This is a genomic window from Proteus sp. G2618 (assembly GCF_009915995.1).
In the GTDB taxonomy this organism is placed as follows: domain Bacteria; phylum Pseudomonadota; class Gammaproteobacteria; order Enterobacterales; family Enterobacteriaceae; genus Proteus; species Proteus terrae.
In genome coordinates this window covers 115,835-139,698 of record NZ_JAABNI010000015.1, presented here as the reverse complement: position 1 = coordinate 139,698, position 23,864 = coordinate 115,835, and the positions used below count along the sequence as shown (strand labels likewise).

At 39.1% G+C, this 23,864-nt stretch carries 16 protein-coding genes; 11 read left to right on the top strand and 5 right to left on the bottom strand.

Annotation, left to right across the window (positions count from 1 at the left end; genetic code table 11):
• Positions 1-24: 24 nt before the first annotated feature.
• The 6 genes from murC (at position 25) to lpxC (ending at position 6,192) form a co-directional block, all read left to right on the top strand.
• Positions 25-1,488: a UDP-N-acetylmuramate--L-alanine ligase gene (gene murC / locus GWJ01_RS08115; RefSeq protein WP_109401538.1), complete on the top strand. Its 1,464-nt coding sequence runs from the start codon at positions 25-27 to the stop codon at positions 1,486-1,488.
• Positions 1,489-1,493: 5 nt separating this feature from the next.
• The gene (locus GWJ01_RS08110) at positions 1,494-1,850 is read left to right on the top strand and encodes a hypothetical protein (protein WP_109401539.1); all 357 of its coding nucleotides are present in this window, start codon (positions 1,494-1,496) and stop codon (positions 1,848-1,850) included.
• A gap of 1 nt (position 1,851) precedes the next feature.
• Positions 1,852-2,637 carry a cell division protein FtsQ gene (gene ftsQ, locus GWJ01_RS08105; RefSeq protein ID WP_109401540.1) on the top strand — a complete coding sequence of 262 codons (786 nt, stop codon included), beginning with the start codon at positions 1,852-1,854 and terminating at the stop codon, positions 2,635-2,637.
• A gap of 45 nt (positions 2,638-2,682) precedes the next feature.
• The gene (gene ftsA / locus GWJ01_RS08100; protein WP_098942190.1) at positions 2,683-3,939 is read left to right on the top strand and encodes a cell division protein FtsA; all 1,257 of its coding nucleotides are present in this window, start codon (positions 2,683-2,685) and stop codon (positions 3,937-3,939) included.
• A 70-nt stretch (positions 3,940-4,009) separates the two neighbouring features.
• Complete coding sequence (gene ftsZ, locus GWJ01_RS08095) at positions 4,010-5,176, top strand: cell division protein FtsZ (RefSeq protein ID WP_023581499.1); 1,167 nt, start codon at positions 4,010-4,012, stop codon at positions 5,174-5,176.
• 98 nt (positions 5,177-5,274) lie between these two features.
• Positions 5,275-6,192 (top strand): UDP-3-O-acyl-N-acetylglucosamine deacetylase, encoded by a 918-nt coding sequence (gene lpxC, locus GWJ01_RS08090; protein WP_036913397.1) that lies wholly within the window; start codon positions 5,275-5,277, stop codon positions 6,190-6,192.
• Positions 6,193-6,226: 34 nt separating this feature from the next.
• Here the strand turns inward: lpxC and GWJ01_RS08085 are convergent, their stop codons facing one another.
• Positions 6,227-6,742 carry a DUF721 domain-containing protein gene (locus GWJ01_RS08085; RefSeq protein ID WP_161710949.1) on the bottom strand — a complete coding sequence of 172 codons (516 nt, stop codon included), beginning with the start codon at positions 6,740-6,742 and terminating at the stop codon, positions 6,227-6,229.
• 45 nt (positions 6,743-6,787) lie between these two features.
• Here GWJ01_RS08085 and secM point away from each other — a divergent pair, with 45 nt between their 5' ends.
• Positions 6,788-7,315: a secA translation cis-regulator SecM gene (gene secM / locus GWJ01_RS08080; protein WP_075670795.1), complete on the top strand. Its 528-nt coding sequence runs from the start codon at positions 6,788-6,790 to the stop codon at positions 7,313-7,315.
• Positions 7,316-7,413: 98 nt separating this feature from the next.
• The gene (gene secA, locus GWJ01_RS08075) at positions 7,414-10,122 is read left to right on the top strand and encodes a preprotein translocase subunit SecA (RefSeq protein WP_098942193.1); all 2,709 of its coding nucleotides are present in this window, start codon (positions 7,414-7,416) and stop codon (positions 10,120-10,122) included.
• Between the two features lie 94 nt (positions 10,123-10,216).
• On the opposite strand, the gene cueR is transcribed toward secA, so the two are convergent.
• The 4 genes from cueR to GWJ01_RS08055 all read right to left on the bottom strand — a co-directional run bounded on the left by cueR (position 10,217) and on the right by GWJ01_RS08055 (position 20,007).
• The gene (gene cueR / locus GWJ01_RS08070; protein WP_109392868.1) at positions 10,217-10,666 is read right to left on the bottom strand and encodes a Cu(I)-responsive transcriptional regulator; all 450 of its coding nucleotides are present in this window, start codon (positions 10,664-10,666) and stop codon (positions 10,217-10,219) included.
• Between the two features lie 107 nt (positions 10,667-10,773).
• Entirely contained in the window at positions 10,774-13,263 is a 2,490-nt protein-coding gene (locus GWJ01_RS08065) for a heavy metal translocating P-type ATPase (protein ID WP_109401542.1), read from the bottom strand.
• Positions 13,264-13,554: 291 nt separating this feature from the next.
• Positions 13,555-18,288, bottom strand: coding sequence for a calcium-independent hemolysin HpmA (hpmA, locus tag GWJ01_RS08060; RefSeq protein ID WP_109401543.1), 4,734 nt, complete (start codon positions 18,286-18,288; stop codon positions 13,555-13,557).
• A gap of 33 nt (positions 18,289-18,321) precedes the next feature.
• A complete protein-coding gene (locus GWJ01_RS08055) occupies positions 18,322-20,007 on the bottom strand; it encodes a ShlB/FhaC/HecB family hemolysin secretion/activation protein (protein WP_109401544.1) in 1,686 nt (561 codons plus the stop codon).
• Positions 20,008-20,835: 828 nt separating this feature from the next.
• Here GWJ01_RS08055 and tnaC point away from each other — a divergent pair.
• The 3 genes from tnaC to GWJ01_RS08040 all read left to right on the top strand — a co-directional run bounded on the left by tnaC (position 20,836) and on the right by GWJ01_RS08040 (position 23,782).
• The gene (gene tnaC / locus GWJ01_RS19040) at positions 20,836-20,940 is read left to right on the top strand and encodes a tryptophanase leader peptide (RefSeq protein WP_088494935.1); all 105 of its coding nucleotides are present in this window, start codon (positions 20,836-20,838) and stop codon (positions 20,938-20,940) included.
• A 115-nt stretch (positions 20,941-21,055) separates the two neighbouring features.
• Complete coding sequence (locus GWJ01_RS08045) at positions 21,056-22,459, top strand: tryptophanase (RefSeq protein ID WP_109392872.1); 1,404 nt, start codon at positions 21,056-21,058, stop codon at positions 22,457-22,459.
• A 72-nt stretch (positions 22,460-22,531) separates the two neighbouring features.
• Positions 22,532-23,782: an aromatic amino acid transporter gene (locus GWJ01_RS08040; protein WP_109401545.1), complete on the top strand. Its 1,251-nt coding sequence runs from the start codon at positions 22,532-22,534 to the stop codon at positions 23,780-23,782.
• Positions 23,783-23,864: the final 82 nt, after the last annotated feature.

Below are 23,864 nucleotides of genomic sequence, written 5' to 3'. Positions count from 1 at the left end.
TAACTTAGAGTGAAGAAGTAAATAGTGAATACACAACAACTGGCAAAATTAAGATCGTTTGTGCCTGAAATGAGAAAAGTTAAGCATATTCACTTTATCGGCATCGGTGGTGCGGGTATGGGGGGAATTGCTGAAGTGCTGGCTAACGAAGGTTATAAAATCAGCGGTTCTGATTTAGCACCAAATGTAGTCACACAACAGCTCGTTGCCTTAGGCGCAACAATCTATTTTAATCATCGCCCTGAAAATATTCGTGGCGCAAGTGTTGTTGTGGTTTCGACAGCAATCAGTGCTGAAAACCCTGAGATTATTGCAGCAAGAGAAGCGCGTATTCCCGTTATCCGTCGTGCTGAAATGCTGGCTGAATTGATGCGTTATCGTCATGGCGTTGCGATTGCTGGAACTCATGGTAAAACCACGACAACAGCGATGATTTCAAACATTTATGCGCAAGCGGGTTTGGATCCTACTTTTGTTAATGGTGGGCTTGTTAAATCGGCTGGTACGCATGCTCGTTTAGGTTGCAGTCGTTATTTAATTGCTGAAGCAGATGAAAGCGATGCATCGTTTTTACATTTACAACCAATGGTTGCTGTTGTTACGAATATCGAAGCAGACCATATGGACACATATCACGGTAATTTTGACAATCTAAAAGAGACGTTTATTACCTTTTTGCACAATTTACCATTCTATGGTCGTGCTGTGATGTGTCTGGATGATGATGTGATCCGTTCGATTATTCCTAAAGTGGGTCGTTACATTACAACTTATGGCTTTAGTGAAGATGCGGATGTTCGTATTACACATTATGAACAAAAAGGTGCTCAGGGCTTTTTCACTATTTCTCGTGAAGGTATGCCAGATTTACAAGTTGTCTTAAACGCACCTGGTCGCCATAACGCATTGAATGCGACGGCCGCGGTTGCTGTAGCCACAGAAGAAGGCATTGCTGACGAACATATTTTAGCCGCATTACTTAACTTCCAAGGTACTGGACGTCGTTTCGACTTCTTAGGTAACTATGGTCTTGAGCATGTTAATGGCCAAGAAGGTGAAGTCATGCTAGTGGATGATTATGGTCATCATCCAACAGAAGTTGATGCAACGATTAAAGCAGCGAGAGCAGGATGGCCAGACAAACGTCTAGTGATGATTTTCCAACCTCATCGCTATACACGTACTCGTGATTTATATGAAGATTTTGCCACTGTTCTCAATCAAGTTGATATTTTATTATTAACAGAAGTTTATTCTGCTGGGGAAGCGCCTATTGCTGGTGCTGACAGTCGCTCACTTTGTCGAACAATTCGCCAACGTGGGAAGCTAGATCCTATCTGGGTTTCTGATGTGGATAATATTTCATCAATATTAGCGGGTGTATTAACAGATAATGATCTTGTTTTAGTTCAAGGTGCTGGAAATATTGGTAAAATAGCGCGTCGCTTAGCAGATACGAAATTACAGCCATCTTTCAGCGAGGATTAAGACGGATGTTTGAGCAAGTGAACATCATTTATGGTGAAATAGTCAATAAACTAACTGTAATGATGGGGTGTTATGAAGAAAGTAACACTGTATTGGCGAAAAAAATGATCGGGAATTCGCTTGCTCAAATCTGTGTTGAGAAAAAATTTCAGTTAAAAAGTAAGAAAAATGCAGAAAAATTCGCTATTTCTTCTTTTAAAGTAAATAATTCTCAACAGATTGAACAATTTAGTGATTTAATTATCAAATCTAAAAGTGTTCATAAAGTATATATATGTAGGAAAAGTATTAATCGCTGGAATATCGGACAAAAGGATGGGCGATTCTCTTGTTTAAACGTTGCTCAGGAGTTAGTGGGTTAATATGTCACAAGCAGCGCTAAATATAAAAGAACATAAAGAGAAGCAACATTCTGACAGACCAAGTAATGGTACTTATTTATCAGGATTAATCTTTTTCTTATGTGTGATTGCCACCATCGTTTGGGGTGGAATACAAGTGGTTAATTGGATGAAAGACGCAAATCGTCTGCCAATATCAAAACTTGTATTAACAGGCGAGCGCCATTACACAACGAATGATGATGTGCGTCAGGCCATTTTGTCTTTAGGACAGCCGGGCACATTTATGACACAGGATGTGAATATTATTCAGCAACAAATTGAACGCATGCCATGGATTAGGCAAGTCACTGTTCGTAAACAGTGGCCTGATGAACTTAAAATCCATCTGGTAGAGTATGTTCCCTTTACTCGTTGGAATGATACTTACTTTCTTGATAAAGAAGGGCGTGTTTTCAGTCTGCCAACGCAGTTGGAAACCAAAGGAAGTTATCCTTTGTTATATGGCCCACAAGGAAGTGAAAAAATGGTGTTGTCAGGTTATATCACAATGAGAGATCAGCTTCTTGCAAGTAACCTGAATTTAAAAGCAGCGTCAATGTCTGCCCGTCAAGGATGGCAATTAGTTTTAGACAATGATGTCCGATTGGAGTTAGGTCGTAAGGATAACGAAAAACGGATCGCTCGCTTTATTGAGTTGTATCCGATACTGCAACAACAAACGGATAAACGAGTTGATTACGTGGATCTGCGTTATGACAGTGGTGGTGCAGTCGGATGGGCTCCTTTATTACTTGAGAATGAATAAACAAGACGTGGCAGATGACACGATGAAGGCGAAGGCAGAACAATAATGATCAAAGCGACGGACAGAAAATTAGTAGTTGGTCTTGAGATTGGTACGGCCAAAGTAGCCACCCTTGTCGGTGAGATCCTGCCTGATGGTGTAGTGAATATTATCGGGGTGGGAAGTTGTCCATCTCGGGGCATGGATAAAGGTGGCGTTAACGATCTCGAATCCGTCGTAAAATGCGTGCAACGGGCGGTAGATCAGGCTGAATTAATGGCTGACTGTCAAATATCTTCAGTATATTTGGCGTTATCAGGCAAGCATATCAGTTGCCAAAATGAGATTGGTATGGTGCCAATTTCAGAAGAAGAAGTAACTCAAGATGATGTTGATAGCGTGGTACATACCGCGAAATCCGTCAAAGTAAAAGATGAACACCGTGTTTTACACGTTATACCGCAAGAGTATGCCATTGATTATCAAGAAGGGATCAAAAACCCAGTTGGATTATCGGGCGTGCGTATGCAGGCTAAAGTTCATTTAATTACCTGCCATAACGATATGGCAAAGAATATTGTAAAAGCAGTTGAACGCTGTGGGTTAAAAGTGGATCAACTGATTTTTGCGGGGCTCGCTTCAAGTTTCGCTGTATTAACAGAAGATGAACGTGAATTAGGTGTGTGTGTTGTTGATATTGGTGGCGGTACAATGGATATCGCTATTTATACCGGTGGAGCATTAAGACATACCCGCGTTATTCCTTATGCAGGCAATGTTGTAACCAGCGATATCGCTTACGCTTTTGGCACACCGCCAAATGATGCAGAAGCTATCAAAGTTCGCCATGGTTGTGCATTAGGTTCTTTAGTTGGTAAAGATGAAAATGTTGAGGTTCCAAGTGTCGGAGGCAGGCCACCAAGAAGTCTGCAACGACAAACTCTTGCTGAGGTGATTGAGCCTCGTTATACCGAATTGCTCAATCTTGTTAATGAAGAGATTTTAAAAGTTCAAGAACAGTTACGTCAGCAAGGGATTAAGCATCATTTAGCCGCAGGTATCGTGCTAACAGGTGGTGCTGCACAGATTGATGGACTTGTTGAATGTGCTCAACGTGTTTTCCACACGCAAGTACGGATCGGTAAACCGTTAAATATTACCGGGCTAACAGATTATGCGCAGGATCCCTACTACTCAACAGCTGTTGGGCTCTTGCATTACGGTAAAGAATCTCACTTTGGTGAGGAAACTGAAACCGAGAAACGCTCTGCTGTCGGTGGTTTATTTAAGAAACTCACTGGTTGGCTAAAAAGAGAGTTTTAATAATCAGACAAATTTAAAAAGAGGTCGTTTGAGCAAGCGGCCCTGAGAAGGCACAAAACGGAGAGAAATTATGTTTGAACCTATGGAATTAACCAACGATGCGGTGATCAAAGTCATCGGCGTTGGTGGCGGCGGCGGTAATGCGGTTGAGCACATGGTTCGTGAACGTATTGAAGGTGTAGATTTCTTTGCAGTCAATACGGATGCTCAAGCGCTACGTAAAACAGCGGTCGGACAGACTATTCAAATTGGTAATGCCATTACGAAAGGCTTAGGTGCAGGTGCAAATCCTGAAGTGGGCCGTAATGCTGCTGAGGAAGACCGCGAAGGGTTACGTGCAGCACTTGAAGGTGCCGATATGGTCTTTATCGCAGCAGGTATGGGCGGTGGTACTGGTACTGGTGCTGCGCCTGTTGTTGCAGAAGTGGCTAAAGAATTAGGCATTTTGACCGTTGCTGTAGTAACTAAGCCTTTTAATTTTGAAGGCAAAAAACGTATGGCATTTGCGGAACAAGGTATTACTGAGTTATCAAAACATGTTGACTCATTAATCACTATTCCAAATGACAAATTATTAAAAGTACTTGGTCGTGGCATTTCATTATTAGATGCATTTGGTGCAGCTAATGATGTATTAAAAGGTGCAGTTCAAGGTATCGCTGAACTAATTACTCGCCCAGGTTTAATGAACGTTGACTTTGCTGACGTAAGAACTGTGATGTCTGAAATGGGTTATGCCATGATGGGCTCTGGTGCTGCGAAAGGCGAAGATCGTGCTGAAGAAGCAGCAGAGATGGCGATTTCAAGTCCATTATTGGAAGACATCGACTTATCTGGCGCTCGTGGTGTGTTAGTCAACATTACAGCAGGCTTTGACTTACGTCTTGATGAATTTGAAACAGTGGGTAATACCATTCGTGCATTTGCATCAGATAATGCGACAGTGGTTATCGGTACATCCCTTGACCCAGAAATGAATGATGAATTGCGTGTGACTGTGGTTGCAACAGGTATTGGTATGGACAAACGTCCAGAGATTACGCTGGTAACTAATAAACAGAATCAGCAAAGCGCAATGGAGAATCGTTACCAGCAAATGCAAAATAGCATGTCTTCTTTCTCTGCCGTAGAAGAAAGTAAGCCAGCTGCAAAAGCCGTTAACGAACAATCTACTCAGGCAAACAAAGAACCGGATTATTTAGATATCCCTGCATTCCTGAGAAAACAGGCTGATTAATCGCCAAAAAGATTGGCATCTCCGCTTTTTGTGCTAAACTGTCCTGCCAATTATAAGTATAATGATTGGTAGGACGGATAACATTGCGAGATAAAATGATGATCAAACAACGGACATTAAAACGAATTGTACAAGCAACTGGTGTGGGCCTTCACACGGGTAAAAAAGTTACGCTTACAATGCGTCCGGCGCCAGCAAACACTGGGGTCATCTACCGTCGTACTGACTTAAATCCACCGGTGGATTTTCCAGCAGACGCAAAATCAGTTCGTGATACTATGTTATGTACTTGCTTAGTTAACGAAGACGATGTGCGTATATCAACCGTTGAGCATTTAAACGCAGCACTGGCTGGTTTAGGCATTGATAATATCGTAATTGAAGTGAATGCACCTGAAATTCCAATTATGGATGGAAGTGCAGCACCTTTTGTTTTCTTGTTACTTGATGCAGGCATCGAAGAACTTCGTACTGCGAAGAAATTCATTCGCATCAAAGAAACAGTACGTGTAGAAGATGGCGACAAATGGGCAGAAATGCGTCCATACAACGGGTTTAAATTAGATTTTACTATCGATTTTAATCACCCTGCCATTGATGCAAGTACACAACGTTATAAATTAGATTTCTCCGCTGAGTCTTTTATGAGCCAAATCAGTCGTGCTCGTACTTTTGGATTTATGCGTGATATCGAATACCTGCAATCTAAAGGATTGTGTTTAGGCGGAAGCTTCGATTGCGCAATCGTAGTTGATGACTATCGTGTTCTCAACGACGATGGCCTGCGTTTTGAAGATGAATTCGTTCGTCACAAAATGTTGGATGCAATCGGTGATTTATTTATGTGTGGCTATAACATTATTGGTGAATTCACCGCGTTTAAATCAGGTCACGCACTGAACAATAAATTGCTCCAAGCTGTATTAGCAAAAGAATCTGCGTGGGAATTCGTCACATTTGAAGACGAAGCGCAAATGCCTGTGGCATTCAAAGCTCCCTCAATGGTCTTTGCTTAATTCCTGCGAAGGAAAGCGCGTTAATTATCTCTAATTAGCGTTCATCTTTGGTTGCATTTGTACTCTCTCCGGCAAGTGCAGCCAACCGCTCTAATCTCTCTCTTAATTTCTTCGGGCTTTTCTCTGCCAAATACTTCAATGATTGTGCGCTTTCTAAACTTAAGTGGCGTCTCTTTATAGGCTCTTGCTCTTTTAATGATGATATTAAAGATCTTTTTTCCTGTTTTATTCCCAAAGACGGATTTATTTTGATGTCTATTGAGGATAAGGATGGTAAAATTTCTTGTCTCAATGCAGAAAGTAATGATGGGGTTTCATAACGTAAACGCGTTAACCAACTTGCGTTTGCAACTTCAATAATTAAAATAGCACTGCGATAATTTGCGACACGGCACTTATCTCGTAAAGGAACGGGTAAAAGAGCCATGACGGCGCGATTTAATTTTAGTAAAATCGTTGCACGCTGTTGTATAAGTTGTAATGTACTTTTATTGGAACCTTCAAGTTCAATGAAGATTTTTTCCAATGATTGTGGGTAACTATCCCGCATAGATTTTGACTCCACAAAATAAAGATTAATGAGCAACGAAGGTTAATGAGCATTATAAGTTTTTGGCGACAGTTTGGCAGGCGATATTTTTGGTCGCATCTGCTTTTAGGGATGGTAGCAGCAGGTATTGGAATACCTTCGCTGTTGTCTGCTCATGCCGAAAATCCACAGCAAACTGATACCCCTTTATCTCAAAACCGTCAAAGTCAGGCACTTATTGCGTTTGATAACTTATTCTTACGTCAAAGTGTACAGAATCCTGCTTCATCCTTCACCTTTAATTACTGGCAGCAACACGCAGTAAAAAATGTGATTAAACAGCTCTCTTTTGCATTCACCATTAATTCGCCTGAATTGATGGTTAAAGCCAAAGATGAACCGTTACCTGTTTCTAATGTTGCAGAGGTTATGCTTGATACTCTGTATGCCTTATTAACAGAAACTCCATCATCAGCACTAAGCAACCTTCCTCTTTCTGGCTATGTTTTAGTACAGAATACAAATTCCTATCATACCGGATTATGGCTTGCACAAATCCGTGGCATTCGCGCAGGGCCTTACCTAACAGCTTAATGAGTCACTTAATCTAATAAGATTATGATTATCTCTGTTTATTGATAGATACAGAGGCTTTTTTCGGCGTTTCACGCCATAAATGAGAATAAAGATTTATGTTAGGTAAAATTGTAACCAAAATTTTTGGTAGTCGTAATGATCGTACAATCCGTCGTATGCGTAAAGTTGTTGGTGAAATTAATAAATTAGAACCAGAATTTGAAAAGCTGACTGATGATGAGCTAAAAGCGAAAACAAATGAATTTCGTGAGCGTTTAAAGAACGGTGAAAAAGAAGAAGATATTTTACCTGAAGCATTTGCAACCGTACGTGAAGCAAGTAAGCGTGTCTTTGGTATGCGCCACTTCGATGTGCAGTTAATCGGTGGTATGGTGCTAAATGAACGTTGTATTGCTGAGATGCGTACAGGTGAAGGTAAAACATTAACTGCAACATTACCAGCATATTTAAATGCGTTATCAGGTAAAGGGGTTCACGTTGTTACCGTCAATGACTATCTAGCACAACGTGATGCCGAAAATAACCGTCCTCTGTTTGAATTCTTGGGTTTAAGCGTTGGTATCAACTTGCCAAATATGGCGCCACCAGTAAAACGCGAAGCCTATAATGCTGATATCACTTATGGTACGAACAACGAATTTGGTTTCGACTACCTGCGTGACAACATGGCATTTAGCCCACAAGAACGTGTTCAACGTAAATTACACTATGCTTTAGTGGATGAGGTCGACTCAATCTTAATCGATGAAGCGCGTACTCCGCTGATCATTTCAGGTCCAGCAGAAGATAGTTCTGAGCTTTATATTCAAATGAATAAAGTGATCCCTCACTTGATTTCTCAAGAAAAAGAAGACTCAGATACTTTCCAAGGTGAAGGCGATTACTCTGTTGATGAAAAAACACGTCAAGTGAATATCACAGAACGCGGTTTGGTTAAAATTGAAGGATTATTAGCAGATGCTGGCATGATGAAAGAAGGAGAGTCTTTATACTCACCGGCTAACATTATGTTAATGCACCATGTGACAGCAGCATTACGTGCTCATGCGCTATTTACCAAAGACGTTGATTACATTGTCAAAGATGGCGAAGTTATCATTGTTGACGAACACACGGGTCGTACAATGCAAGGTCGTCGTTGGTCTGATGGTTTACACCAAGCGGTTGAAGCAAAAGAAGGTGTGAAGATCCAAAATGAGAACCAAACATTAGCGTCAATCACATTCCAAAACTATTTCCGTTTATACGAAAAATTAGCAGGGATGACCGGTACTGCGGATACTGAAGCGTTTGAATTTAACTCTATCTATCGCTTAGAAACCATTGTTATCCCAACTAACCGCCCAATGGTACGTAAAGATCTACCTGACTTAGTCTATATGAATGAGCAAGGTAAATTTGCCGCCATTATTGAAGATATTCGCGAGCGTACTCAAAATGGTCAGCCTGTTCTTGTGGGTACCATTTCAATTGAAAAATCAGAAGAAATTTCTAAAGCGCTGACTAAAGCGAATGTTCACCATAACGTGCTGAATGCGAAATTCCACGCAATGGAAGCGGACATCATTGCTAACGCAGGTTTACCTTCAGCGGTAACTATTGCAACTAACATGGCAGGTCGTGGTACTGATATCGTGTTAGGGGGTAGCTGGCAAACTGAAGTGGCTAAACTTGAAGAGCCAACAGAAGAGCAAATCGAAGAAATCAAAGCTAAATGGAAAGAGCGCCATGATGCAGTATTAGCATCAGGTGGTTTACATATCATTGGTACTGAACGTCACGAATCTCGTCGTATTGATAACCAGTTACGTGGTCGTGCGGGTCGTCAAGGTGATGAAGGTTCTTCTCGTTTCTATTTATCTATGGAAGACTCCTTAATGCGTATTTTTGCTTCAGACAAAGTGTCTGGCATGATGCGTAAATTAGGTATGAATGAAACCGAAGCGATTGAGCACCCTTGGGTAACCAAAGCGATTGCAAACGCACAGCGTAAAGTAGAAAACCGCAACTTTGATATTCGTAAGCAACTGCTTGAATATGATGACGTAGCAAATGACCAACGTCGTGCAATCTATACTCAGCGTAACGAATTACTGGATGTGGCAGACGTAAGCGAAACTATTGATAGCATTCGTCAAGACGTATTCACTTCAATGATTGATAACTATATTCCACCTCAATCATTGGAAGAAATGTGGGATATCGAAGGCTTAACGGCATGTCTACAAAAAGACTTTGATTTAAATTTACCAATCAAAGAGTGGTTAGATAAAGAGCCTGAATTACACGAAGAAACGTTACGTGAGCGTATTTTAGAAAAATCTATCGAAGTTTATAAAGCGAAAGAAGAGATCGTTAGCGCTGAAATGATGCGTAACTTTGAAAAAGGCGTGATGTTACAAACGCTGGATTCATTGTGGAAAGAGCACTTGGCTGCAATGGATTATTTACGTCAAGGTATCCACTTACGTGGTTATGCACAAAAAGATCCAAAACAAGAGTACAAACGTGAGTCGTTCGCTATGTTTGCTAATATGTTGGAATCACTGAAATATGAAGTGATTAGCACGCTAAGCAAAGTACAAGTTCGTTTACCAGAAGAAGTTGAAGAGTTAGAACGTCGCCGTCGTGAAGAAGCAGAACGTTTAGCTAAACAACAGCAATTAAGTCATGAAGTGACAAAAGAGTCTCAAATGTCAGCCGTAGATGGTCAAGTCGCCGCAGGTAAAAAAGTGGGTCGTAACGAACCATGCCCTTGTGGATCGGGTAAGAAATTTAAGCATTGTCATGGTCAGTTAGGTTAATTTATCCATTGATGACAATGGTTATTTAACCTTTCGTTGAACAAGAAAATCCCGCTTAGTAATAAGCGGGATTTTTTTATGGTTGATAGAAAAACTAAATTGAAGAGCGAAGGTGGGAAAGGTGACTTTTGGTTGTTTTACTTTGAGAGCCTGACTTGGGTTCAACTAATCCAGCAATAATCGGGCAATCAGGATTGTTGTCACCTTGGCAATCTTTCGCTAAATATTCTAGCGTTTTTGTCATTCGTTGTAGTTCAGCAATTTTATGATTGAGCTCTTCAATGTGGGAGAGTGCAATAGATTTCACATCAGCACTGGCGCGTTCTCTGTTATTCCATAAAACCAACAATGTTGATATCTGTTCTGTCGAAAAACCAAGCGCTCGAGAATGGCGAATAAAACGAAAGCAAGCTACGTCTGCATCCGTGTAATCGCGATAACCTGAATCAGTACGAATAGCCTTGGGAATTAAACCAATCTGCTCATAATAACGGATCATTTTGCTTGAAATACCGGACTTTTTTGCTGCTTGACCAATATTCATTATGTCCTCCTTATAGGATAATAAAGCACTCTCTATAAGTATAAAGTAGTCGCTTTATAATATTGAGCCAGATCCTTTGGAGTCTGGCTATAAAGAAAATCAATCTATTAATGTGTTTTCATTGGTGCTTGAAAACGTTTTAGTCGTAAGGCATTACCCAATACAAATACACTTGAAAGTGCCATTGCGGCGGCGGCAATAATGGGTGAAAGTAACATGCCATTAATTGGATAAAGCATGCCAGCCGCGACAGGAATTAATAAAGCGTTATAGGCAAAAGCCCAAAATAAGTTTTGTTTGATATTGCGAATAGTGGCTTGGCTTAAAGCTATTGCATCAACGACACCGCGCAGATCACCTGACATTAACACCACATCAGCAGCTTCAATAGCGACATCGGTTCCTGTACCAATCGCTAACCCAACATCAGCTTGTGCAAGTGCCGGAGCATCATTGATACCATCACCAACAAAAGCGACTTTGGCGCCTTTATGGCTAAATTGTTTTAAGGCTTCGATTTTTCCATCAGGAAGTACTTCAGCCGCAATTTCATCAATACCTAACTGTTTAGCAATCGCTTTTGCTGTGGCTTCGTTATCACCGGTGATCATGGCAACTCTCAAACCTAAATCATGTAAAGCTTTGATTGCTTCAGGGGTTGTTTCTTTAATCGGATCTGCAACTGCAATAATGGCAGCGAGACGCCCATCAATAGTGGCATAAAGAGGGCTTTTGCCTTGCTCACCGAGTTTCTGTGCTGAAGAGATAAAGTGACTGACATCTAATCCAAGTCGTTTCATAAAACGATCAGCACCAACAGATACGGCTCTTCCTCCCACTGTTGCACTTACGCCAAAACCCGGAACCGCTTCAAAATTTTCAACCATTGCAAGCGTTAATTTAGCCTCTTTAGCTGCATTGACAATAGCTTCTGCGATAGGGTGTTCCGAATAAGTTTCAATTGCTGCAACAAGGCGTAAGACTTCGTTATATTCAAAACCTTCTGCTGGAATTAAATCCGTTAATTCAGGACGACCTTTTGTTAATGTGCCTGTTTTATCAAGAGCAACAACATTGACATCACGTAAGGCTTGTAAGGCTTCACCTTTACGGAAAAGAATACCCAATTCTGCGGCACGACCTGTGCCTACCATAATGGATGTTGGCGTTGCTAATCCCATTGCACATGGACAGGCAATAATTAATACGGCAACGGCATTAATGAGCGCAAAGGTTAATGCAGGCTCAGGGCCAAAAGCTAACCAAATAAAGAAAGTGATAGTTGCGCCTAACATAACCGCAGGTACAAACCACATGGTGACTTTATCAACAAGTGCTTGAATAGGAAGTTTAGAGCCTTGAGCTTCTTCCACTAAGCGAATGATTTGTGCTAATACGGTATTGGAGCCAACTTTGGTGACTTTAAAACTAAAAGCACCTGTTTTATTGATGGTTCCACCCACAACATCAGAGCCAATCTCTTTCGATACAGGTACAGGCTCTCCGGTTATCATGCTCTCATCAACGTAAGAGTGACCGTCAATAATCTCTCCATCAACAGGTATTTTTTCACCGGGGCGAACAAAAACGATGTCTTCCATCACTACTTGATCCAGAGGGATTTCCAATGTCTCACCATGACGAGAAACTCGCGCTGTTTTGGCTTGTAAACCAATTAACCGTTTAATTGCTTGAGATGTATTTCCTTTCGCTTTGGCTTCAAGCGTTCTTCCTAACAAGATCAAGGTGACAATCACAACAGCGGCTTCAAAATAGATATTGGCTGTGCCCGCAGGTAAGACGTGAGGAATAAAGGTTGATACTACTGAATAGCCGTAAGCGGCGGCTGTACCAACAGACACTAATGAGTTCATATCAGGAGCACCGCGTAATAACGCTGGTATTCCTTTTTGGAAAAAGCGTAAACCAGGGCCAAACATCACAACAGTGGCGAGGATAAATTGAATATACCAGTTTAGTTGTTGCCCCAGTGTTTGAGTAACCCAACCATGTACGCCGGGAATAAAGTGTGAGCCCATTTCAATAACAAAAACGGGTAATGTGAAAATAGTGGCGATAAGTAATGCGCGGCGTAATGAACGTTCCTCTTTTTCACGACGCTCTTCACCTACATCACGTGTATTTGCTGGATCATCAGATAAACGACGGGGTTTATAGCCTGCGTGTACAACGGCGGCCTCTAAATCCGTGATCGATACTACGCCTGATAAATGGCGTACCCGAGCGCGTTCAGTTGCAAGGTTTACTGTGGCTTCTAATACACCGGGTACTTGAGCTAGTGCTTTTTCTACACGACCAACGCAAGATGCGCAGGTCATTTCTTCAATTGCCAGCTCGGTTATCTCTTCGGGTACTTTATAACCTGAACTTTCAATGGCGCTCACGGCAACTATTGGGTCGGGTGTATTTGTAAATGTAATATCTGCACGTTCAGTGGCTAGATTGACAACGGCATCTTGTATTTGTGGTACGGCTTTTAAGGCTCGTTCGACACGACCAACACATGATGCACATGTCATACCTTCAACAGGTAAACTCAACCGATTGGCAGAGGACAACGTAGTATTAGTGTTCATCAAAAATCCCCTCTTAAATATGGTATAAGATAAAGCTTAGGCTTTACCATTAGGGGAAGGTCAAGAAATCGATAGAGATTTAATTTCTACGATAAAATGTATTTTTCTATTTTTAATTCAATGCATTACCTTCTATTCCTCATTTTCTGCATTTAATTTAAATCTTAAAGAAGTGTAAATTTATTGGATGATCAGCGAAATCTAAGCAGATAAATAAAAAACCCGCTTATTGTGATAACAAGCGGGTTTGGCTTACAAAAGAATAGGCATTACTCTTTTATGAGGTATCTATTATTTTTCAGAAATAGACGATTTTGTATTTACAGTTTCATTAACTTTAACAGGTGATTTTAATGATAAGTCGCCACCTGTAAGTTGTTTCACTAAATCAACTGCAGATGATTTCAGATCAAGATCTGCACCGGCTTCATATTGATGACCTTCAATATTATTTAATTGAACGTTGCTACCACCTAAATCAACCTGACCTTGCTCACTTTTAATTTCAGCACCTGTAAGCTTAGTTGTACCACTTACATTTAATGAAATATCATTTTTGCTAGTTAAGGTTGTGGTTTGAGTCACCGCATCATTATCAATATGAGAAACTTTGATATCCGCATTGGCTGTATGACCTTCAGCACCGGTTACAATATTTTTGATACCGTTACCCACTGTGCCAACGCCTTTATCAATTTTGGCTTTTGTTTCGCCACTGATACCCGCTTTATCTGCGATAGTTGAAGAGAGTGAATTATATTTATCAGAGATAACATCTGTTGCAGATTTAATACCTGAATCAATGGTCTCTTTGATAGTGTCTTCTAATAGTGATCCACCTGCTTTAGCCGTTTTATCAACTTGGCTAGATTTAGGATCATTGTTGTGGTTATAACCGACATTTACATCAACATTAACGTGACGATCGCTGTCTTTTTGGCTAGTCACTGTAAAATCACCGCCCACATTACCCGTTACATTATCTGCAGAAACATTTGCACCAGAAAGCGCGAGGTTTTTGTCACTATTTACAGTTAATGTGCCTGTTTCTACAGAGGCATTTTGGTGTGTAGACTTTTGTTGATCTTCAACATTCACTAAAACTTTGCCACCAATATCATGGATAGAGGTTGCTGGGTTTTCTTCAGTCACTTCTTTTGGCGTTGTATTGGTTTGCTTGCCATTTAAAGAGATATCAGTACCCCAGTTATTTTTGTAATCAGTTGATTGTGCTGATATCAGCGTGGTATCACCAGATTGAGAAGTTAATTGCGTATCTTTGCTATTAACTTTAGTACCTTGAAGATTAACAGAGCTACCATTAACGGTTAAATTACCTTGGTTAGCAATGGTTCCACCTTCACGAGAAACACTCTTCTCATCTTGCTTACCAATAGCAAATTCAGCACCGCCTAAGCCATTGACAGAAGACGATTTATCACCTGTTTTTTGACCGAAGCCCGCTTGTAATCCACCCGATAAGTTCTTACCTGTTTCAGTACGTTGAGATTCTGTTGCTTGGAAATCAACTTTGTTAGTTGCAGTCAGAGCAACATCATTTTCGCTGGTTAAATGAGTGCCTTGTAAAGTCAGATTATGGCCTGAGTTTAACTCAATACCTTGAGAGCCATTCACTGAACCCGCTTTTGCTGTTGTCTGATCTTTTTGATGATTTGCACCACCTGCGTTAAAGCCACCACCGTAATCTTTACTGTCTGGTGTTGTACCTACTTTCAGGTTTGCACTGCCATTCATGTTATGTTGGCTTTCAGTGTGGGTATCTGCTACTTGTGCAAGTGTTAAATCACCACCAGCATTAATGACAGTTTTTCCATCTTGAGCATCAAACTTAGCGCCTTCATAATGAGCATCTTCACGTACATGAATATTGATATTACCGGCTGAATTAAATTGGCTACCTTCAGCTTTGGTTGTGGTTAGGCTTGTGTCAGTGGTTTTACCTTCACCTTTAATTGCTACGGTAATGTCGTTGCCTGTTTTGGTGCTGACACCTACTTGACCGCCACCAGTTGTTTCATGGAAGGACTCTTGGTGTTTGTTTTGGGCTGCTTCACTGGTATGAGTGTTAGCTGTTAGCGCAATATCACCTTGGGTCGATTGATAATGAGTACCTTGGTCATGTAGCGTTTTATTGCTGTCAGTATTAATTTTACCTGCAGTAATTGATGTTGAAACCGCTTGGCTATCACTTTGTGATTTCTGGCTACCGCCACCTTTAATACCAACTTCAACACCCACATTCGGCGCCTCTAAATTACTTAAGTTAGCAAGATTACTAATGGCATCTTTAAAGGTAACTTTTTTATCAATACCTTTATTGCTATCAGGATTAGCAACATCAACACCATCTTCAACGGCTTTCTTAATCGGCTGAGTAACGCCGCTGTAATCAAGATTAACACCCACATCGACACCGATATTTAAGGTATCTGTTTTAGATGTTGCACTATCATTTGCAGCAAGGTGATTGATATTTTCACCTGACTCTTTATACATACCATCAACTTTGTGTGATGCGCCTTGATGCGTCACATCATTGTTTGCAGTAATGGTTAAATCACCTGCAACTTGCGTTTCGCTACCTTTGTTTTTGGTGAGTTCAGTTGTTGTATGCTGTTTGTCATATTGGAAATCAGCTTTACTACCAATCTTATCAACACCACCGGTATAGCTAAAGCCACCTGAAATGGTTCTATCTGTACTGTCAGTCTCTTTTTTGTTTTCTGTTGAAACAAAAGCAACATTGTCACCAGAAACAGAGGCATTACCTGCGGTTGTTTTTAAGTCAGAGCCAGCAAAAGTGACATCTTTATCCGCTTGAACTTTAACACTGCCACCACTGAGAGTAGATCCTACTTGTTCAGTTTCAGTGCTATTGTTTTTGTTGGATGTATGAGTGATATGAAAACCTGCGCTATATTGCTTGTCTTCAACTTCTTTGGCATGACCAGTGATCTCTAATGATGTTTTTTCATCATTGATTTTTGTGGTTTGTTGTGCAGATCTAACGTTGATATCACCTAAAGATTCAATACCTAACTCATCAGCGCTTTTAATTAAGCTACCAATTACATTGACATCTTTGCCACTGACTACAGTTAACTCTGCATCAGAAACTAATTCACTACCCGTTGAATGCTGTTGGTTAGTTTCATTCTTGTGGGAGTTTTTAGTAATGTTAAATGCAGTACCTGTACGTTCATCTGTTTTAGTGATGGTTTCACTAATTGCATTATCAATAACAACGTCACCTTGAGTCGTTTTAACAAAGGCGCCTTGATTGCCTTTGACTTGACTACCTGTGATTTTGACACTGTTATCTGCTGCAAGTAACAGTTGTCCGTCAGCCGTTAATTGTGTTGAATGGCTGACTTCTTGTTTATTGTTATTGTTCTTATTATTACCACCGCCGATACCACCCCAAACAACATGATTGTCGGTTACTGTTTTATCATTGTTGGTATTTTGAACATTAAGATTGATGTTCTCTTTAGCGTTAACGACAACATTCTCATTAGAATGTAATTTTGCACCTTGAGCGACAACTGAGCCTTCAGCATTTAATCCCAGCGTTTTGCCTGCGGTTAATTCACTGGCTTTTAAGGTTTCTGTTTGATGGCTATTGCTCCAGCTACCAGTTTCTAAACGAGAAGTATGGTTACGCTTGTAGCCATTTTCACTGCGATTTTCTTTCTCAACTAATCCGTTGATATTGATATCTTGATTAGCATTAATTGCCAGTGTGTTACCCGCATTAATTTTGGCACCTTCAAGTGTTACATCACCTTTAGTTGCTGTTAATGTCGCACTGTTTTTGGCATCAATATGGCTACCAACTTGCTGTACTAGCTCTTTTTCTTTAGTAACATCATATTGCCAAGAATAGAACCAACGATTGTCAGTATCGGTATCTTTTTGCTGTAACTGTTTGCCATCAACTGTTAAATGAGCGCCTTGTAATAAAATATCATCACCCATTAAATCAGAGGCTTTAATTTGGTTTTTATTATCAGCAACTAATGTGATGTTTTTACCTTTTAATTCTGTTTTTGTCAGAGTTTGGCTTGAACCACTGTTATTAACAGCAATACCGCCACGGTAATTTTGATAGTTTTCACTACCATCTTTATCGTAGCTGTCATAGCGAACTTGGCTATCCGTTTGAATATTGTCCGCTCTGACACTTAATTCGTTATCAGAAACAAATTTACCTGTTAATTTAACACCACTACCTTCTGCAGTATTAATAATACGGATACGACCAGATTGCATACTACCAAAGAAATAGCTATCTAAGGCAGAAGCGGGTTTTTGTGATGAAAGAATATCAAAGCGTTGAGAGAACGTATTTTGACCAGTCAATGCAGAAATTTCTGCTGCAGTTATTTTGCCTCGGCTATCAATACGAGGCGCAATTAAATCTAAAAGGCCGGGAGCGTGTAATCCGTTTTTGCCAATAGAAAGTAAATTCGTATTGTTAAGCGTGCTATAACCTTTTAACTCACCATTTTCAAATAATGGGTTACCGACAACCAGGGAAGAGCGGCTGGTATTGATAAAACCGCATCCATCACAGGTAATACCATTTGGGTTAGAAAGTACATATTCTGCAGCGATACCAAAAACTTCTTGCTGACCTAATAAGAACGAAGGATTTCGGCTAACAACTTCATTTAAAATTAAAGAAGCTGCTTGTCCATTTAAATTGCTGTTGGCATTTAATTGTCCAGCAAGTTGTGATTGCCCCGCCTCTAAGGAGTTGTTAAAAACAGCGCCTGGTTTACCTACATTAAAATCTTGATATTGGTTATGAGAGATACCTTCGTTATTTGGTGTAACGATATTAATGACTTGAGTGCCACCATTGGCTGATGAAACATTCGGTCCTTGATTGCCCGCATCAGGAACAATACCGCCAGCATATGCATTTAGTGATACGAAAATAATCGCTAAAGATGCAGCAAGCCTACCCGAAGGAGAGAGCTTGAAGTTTTTTGATTTCATAGAGTTTTCTCCGTTTATTGCTATGAGTGTGAATCAAAATAAATATGAAAATCTAACTAACACTTGAGTAGGGTCTTTGGTTTTATTGGAATTCGTTTGGTTGTAAAGCAAATGCCCCTTGGCGACTTCAATATCGAATTGTGCTTTTTGATATTGGAGATTTAAGCCCGAACTTAGCCCATAGCCACTACGCCATCCTTCATAGTTACCATGTTGTTGAACTCGGCCTGCATCGAGGCCAATTCGAGGGGTGATTGAAAATGTGTTTATCCGATAAGGATAAGAAAGCGTATTACGTAAATAGCCGCCGTTATCGCCAGAAAGTGTACTTTGGTCAAAACCACGGATTGCGTTTTTATCCGTTAAACTAAGCCATTCCACACCCGGTAAGGTGTCGGGGCTATATTGACCAAAGAAGGCGCTATTGAATAAAAATGTAGAATTCGATAAGGCAAAACGATGTTGCCAATTGGCAAAAAGCTTAACTTTTGTAAAGCGATAGTCATTACCATTGCCATTAACAACACGAGGTGATTCATCTGCACCAAACCAACTAATGGCTTTCTCTGCACTTAAATTAATGCTGATGACACCATTTGGAACAATGTGTAAATGGTTGATACCTAACTCTACCGTTGTAAGTGCAGGGCTACTGAGCTCAAGGCGAATTTGGCTGAAATAGTTACGTATTCGCTTATGTGTTATCTGCATGTTTAAGGTATCAATCTGTTTTTGACTACGATAAAAAGCGTAATCTCCCCTTAAACCAACTTGTGTTGTATCACCGGATAAACGTACGGTACGTGTTTGTAGTGCTTGATGAAATTCATACTCCGAATAGCTACCAAAAGTGCTGAATGTCAATGCACCATAAGGTAAAGAATAGAGTAGGGTGTAAGCACGATTAAAACGTGTATTAGGGCTATCAGTGGTAATACTGGCATTTAAGCTAACAAAGTCAGATAACCCTAATGGGCTGTCTAAGCTCGCATTGGTTCGAACTAACCAGCGGCCTGAGTTTTTTTGTCCATAGTTATCACTTGAAATATTTAGATGCCACGGTGCTTGTTGCTGATTGGTGAGCTGAATAATAGAGCCACCTAATTGCGTACCAGGCAATATATCGAGTTTAACTTTATTCGACTGTAAGCGGTTTGCTTGATCTAGCCCTTGATCCAGTTTTGAAAGCTTAAGAGGCTCCCCTTCAACATGAGGGAAAAGTAGTGCTGTGTTAACACCTCGATCACCGCCTTCAATTTTTTCAATAAAGCCTTCAATAACATACAGCCCAAGCTGTTGCTCTTGATTTGGGCGTAAAAATTGAACTCTGGCAGTGATATAACCATGTTGGAGATAGCGTTGGGTTAACTCTTTGACTAAACGGTTAACGTCAGCACTTTTTATACATTGCTCTGGTAATGGTGTTAAGGAATCAAGATCTTTTTCATTAAGTAAAGTAATTCCTTGAACATATACACCATTAATAGGCAAACAATGCTCTGATTCAGTAATAAGTGTGGGGGTAGGTGAAACCTCTAATGCATTTTCTTGAAGTTGTTGATAGCGATTTTGTTCAATAAGTTGGTTTATTTCACGTTGGCTATCTTGTAATGCGCGCCGCGATTCTCCCATCGAGCCTAAATAGCCGGCGTCATTTGCTGTTAATCCACAGGTTGAAAATCCACTTAATAGTGTTAATAAAATAACTTTTTTTCTCATTTTACCTCAATATAAAGGTATTAATTCAAATATAAATAATATTGCTTAAATATATAAAGATAATAATTAATGTTTTTATATTATCGTTAATTTTAGAATAATAAATACCGGTCACTCTCAATATGAAAAGAAATTAAAAATCGATGAAATAAAGATAAATTTCCATCTCTTTCGATATTAAATAGTGACATAACTAAAATGATTGATATCTCAAATAGCATTATTTAAACAAATGATTCATTTAAGTGGATTATATAGTGTTGATTTTCATGGTTATAATCTTCCGTGTTATTTTTTCTTGCTTAAATTACCATCGATTTAGCTATGTTAATTGAAACCTTTTCATTTTTTATAAAGTGAAGATAAATAATGAGAGAGGATTCGAAGATATGAAAAAGAAGCAGATTAGTTAGCTTTTCATTTGTTATTTATAAATTTATTAATGTTGTATTCTGGAATAAATATTTCATGAATTATTATTTCATTTTAATGAATAAAACGAGCGCTAGAAAAGTAAAGAGATTAGGAGTTTATTGTTAAATTATTATTCATGGTAAAAAGTAAGGTTATTTAAATACAGCTTTCATTTTGTGAAAATGCAATATAAACACATGTATTACTACTTGATTTTATCAATAAAAATTTAAGTTATAAAAAAATATTTAATTAAAGATTAAAGTAAGTGATAGTGATCACGTTAATATATTATTTATTATAAATAGTGTGATTTTCGTCCAAAATATACTATTGTTATATTACTAATTATGTTTAACTGTTATATAAATTAGCGTGTAAATTGTACTATTTCCTGACTATAAGGGTTAAAGTATGTTCTCATCATTTAATGTTTTGATAATATTAAGAGGTTTCTTCAGATTGAAGAAATGGTTTAATATTGATTCTGAACTCGCCTTCTACTTTCCTGAAAAATAATCCTTTTTTATATCCATTCAAAATAATTTAATACTCTTTTTCCGTTTGATTTAAATGGGAAGATTATTTTATTTATTCTAATTTTATTATTTTAATTTATATTAAAGGTATTATCATGGCTAAAAGAATCGTAGAACCATTCCGTATTAAAATGGTAGAAAAAATCCGTGTTCCTTCAAGAGAAGAACGTGAAGCTGCATTAAAAGAAGCAGGATATAACCCATTCCTATTACCAAGTCATGCTGTTTATATTGATTTATTAACAGACTCTGGTACTAATGCAATGAGTGATCACCAGTGGGCAGCAATGATAACAGGTGATGAAGCTTATGCAGGTTCAAGAAACTATTATGATTTAAAAGATAAAGCCAAAGAGTTATTTAACTACGATTATATTATTCCTGCTCACCAAGGTCGTGGTGCTGAAAATATTCTTTTCCCAGTATTATTAAAATATAAACAAAAAGATGGAAAAGCGAAAAATCCTGTATTTATTTCTAACTTCCATTTCGACACAACAGCAGCACACGTTGAATTAAATGGCTGTAAAGCAATTAATATTGTTACTGAGAAAGCGTTTGATTCAGAAACCTATGATGATTGGAAGGGCAATTTTGATATTGCTAAATTAAAAGAAAATATTGCCAAACATGGTGCTGATAACGTTGTTGCCATTGTTTCAACAGTGACCTGTAATAGTGCTGGTGGTCAGCCTGTTTCAATGGACAATTTAAGAGAAGTTTACGAAATCGCAAAACAACACGGTATTTTTGTTGTTATGGACTCAGCGCGTTATTGTGAAAATGCGTACTTCATTAAACAGCGTGATCCTAAATATAAAAATGCAACCATTAAAGAAATTATTTTAGACATGTATAAATATGCTGACGCGTTAACAATGTCAGCGAAGAAAGATCCATTGTTAAATATTGGCGGTTTAGTCTCAATTCGTGATAATGAAGAAGTATTCACATTAGCAAGACAACGCTGTGTACCAATGGAAGGCTTTGTTACCTATGGTGGTTTAGCTGGCCGTGATATGGCTGCAATGGTACAAGGTTTAGAAGAAGGTACTGAGGAAGAATACCTGCACTATCGTATTGGTCAGGTTCAATATCTGGGTGACCGTTTACGTGAAGCGGGCATTCCGATTCAATATCCTACTGGTGGACATGCGGTTTTCGTTGACTGTAAAAAACTGGTACCGCATATCCCGGGCGATCAATTCCCAGCTCAAGCTGTCATTAACGCACTTTACTTAGAGTCAGGTGTTCGTGCTGTTGAAATCGGTTCGTTCTTATTAGGTCGTGATCCTGCAACAGGTAAGCAAAAACATGCAGATATGGAATTTATGCGTTTAACCATTGCACGTCGTGTCTACACTAACGACCATATGGATTATATTGCTGATGCACTTATCGGCTTAAAAGAGAAGTTTAAAACGCTTAAAGGTCTTGAGTTCGAATATGAGCCACCGGTATTAAGACACTTTACTGCTAGATTAAAACCTATCAAATAAATAATACTCCACAATAATAATGGCTCTCGTGCAATGCGAGAGCCCTATCCTTATTTCAGTAAGGACTAAAAAATGGAAAATAAGTCGGTAAACAAAGAACCCTCAATTATTGTAGGGGGGTTTGTGTTGGGCGGCGCCATGATTGGTGCGGGAATGTTTAGCCTACCAACAATAATGTCTGGTGCTTGGTTTGTTAACTCACTCTTTATATTATTTATTGTCTGTTTCTTTATGTTTCATTCTGGAATTTATATTCTTGAATGTATATCTAAATATGGCGCAGGGACAAACTACTTTCATATATCGAAAGAGTTATTACCTAAATGGGCGTGTTATCTTGCGAATGCGTCTTTGATATTCGTATTGTATATATTAATTTATGCTTATATCTCTGCTGCAGGTTCGATTATTTATGAAGCTTCATCTTTATATGGTCTTAATTTAAACCTTAGAGTGATATTCGTTGTATTTACTATAGTGCTCGGAGCAACAATATGGTGGGGAGGCGCTTGTGCCAGCCGTTTAACCTCAATATTTTTATTTATTAAGATTGTTCTATTCGTATTGGCATTTTCGGGATTATTCTTTAAAGCGAGAGGTGATCTATTATTTACTGCAACCTTTGAAGGTAAAAGCCAATTATATCTTTATCCTTTTATTTTTATTATTATTCCTTATGCTATCACCTCTTTTGGTTATCATGGTAATGTTTGTAGCCTTTATAAGCTCTATCATGAAAATGAAAAAAAGGTTGTAAAAAGTTGTGTTATTGGTTGTGTTTTAGCGCTGGTAATTTATTTACTTTGGATGATTGGCACGATGGGGAATTTACCTCGTGAGCAATTTATTACAATTATCCAAAAGGGTGGTAACTTAGATGCCTTTATTGATTCTTTATATACTGTATTAAATAGTAAATATATTGAAGGATTTTTATTATGGTTTTCTATTAGTGCCGTATTCTGTTCATTTTTAGGGGTAGCGATTGGTCTGTTCGACTATATTTTAGCATCACTAAAATTTGAAGATAACAAGACAGGGCGCTTAAAATCTGGCGTTTTATGTTTTACGCCGCCGTTACTATTATGTTTACTTTTCCCTAATGGGTTCTTAATTGCGATTGCTTATGCAGGAACCGCCGCGTGTGTATGGGCAATTATTTGTCCTGCGGTTATGGCACTGAAAGCACGCGAGAAATTTCCAAACTCTGGTTTTAAAGTGTGGGGTGGCAAAGGGTTAATTTATGCTGTTATCGCTTTTGGTGCAGTAGGGATTATTTGCCAAACATTAGCACAGTTCGGTTTCTTACCTATTTATCGTTAATTAATCGAGATAATCAGGGAAAGAAAACCAGAGTAGCGCTGTTGGATATACGTTATAATATCGTTAAGTTGTTATAATAACG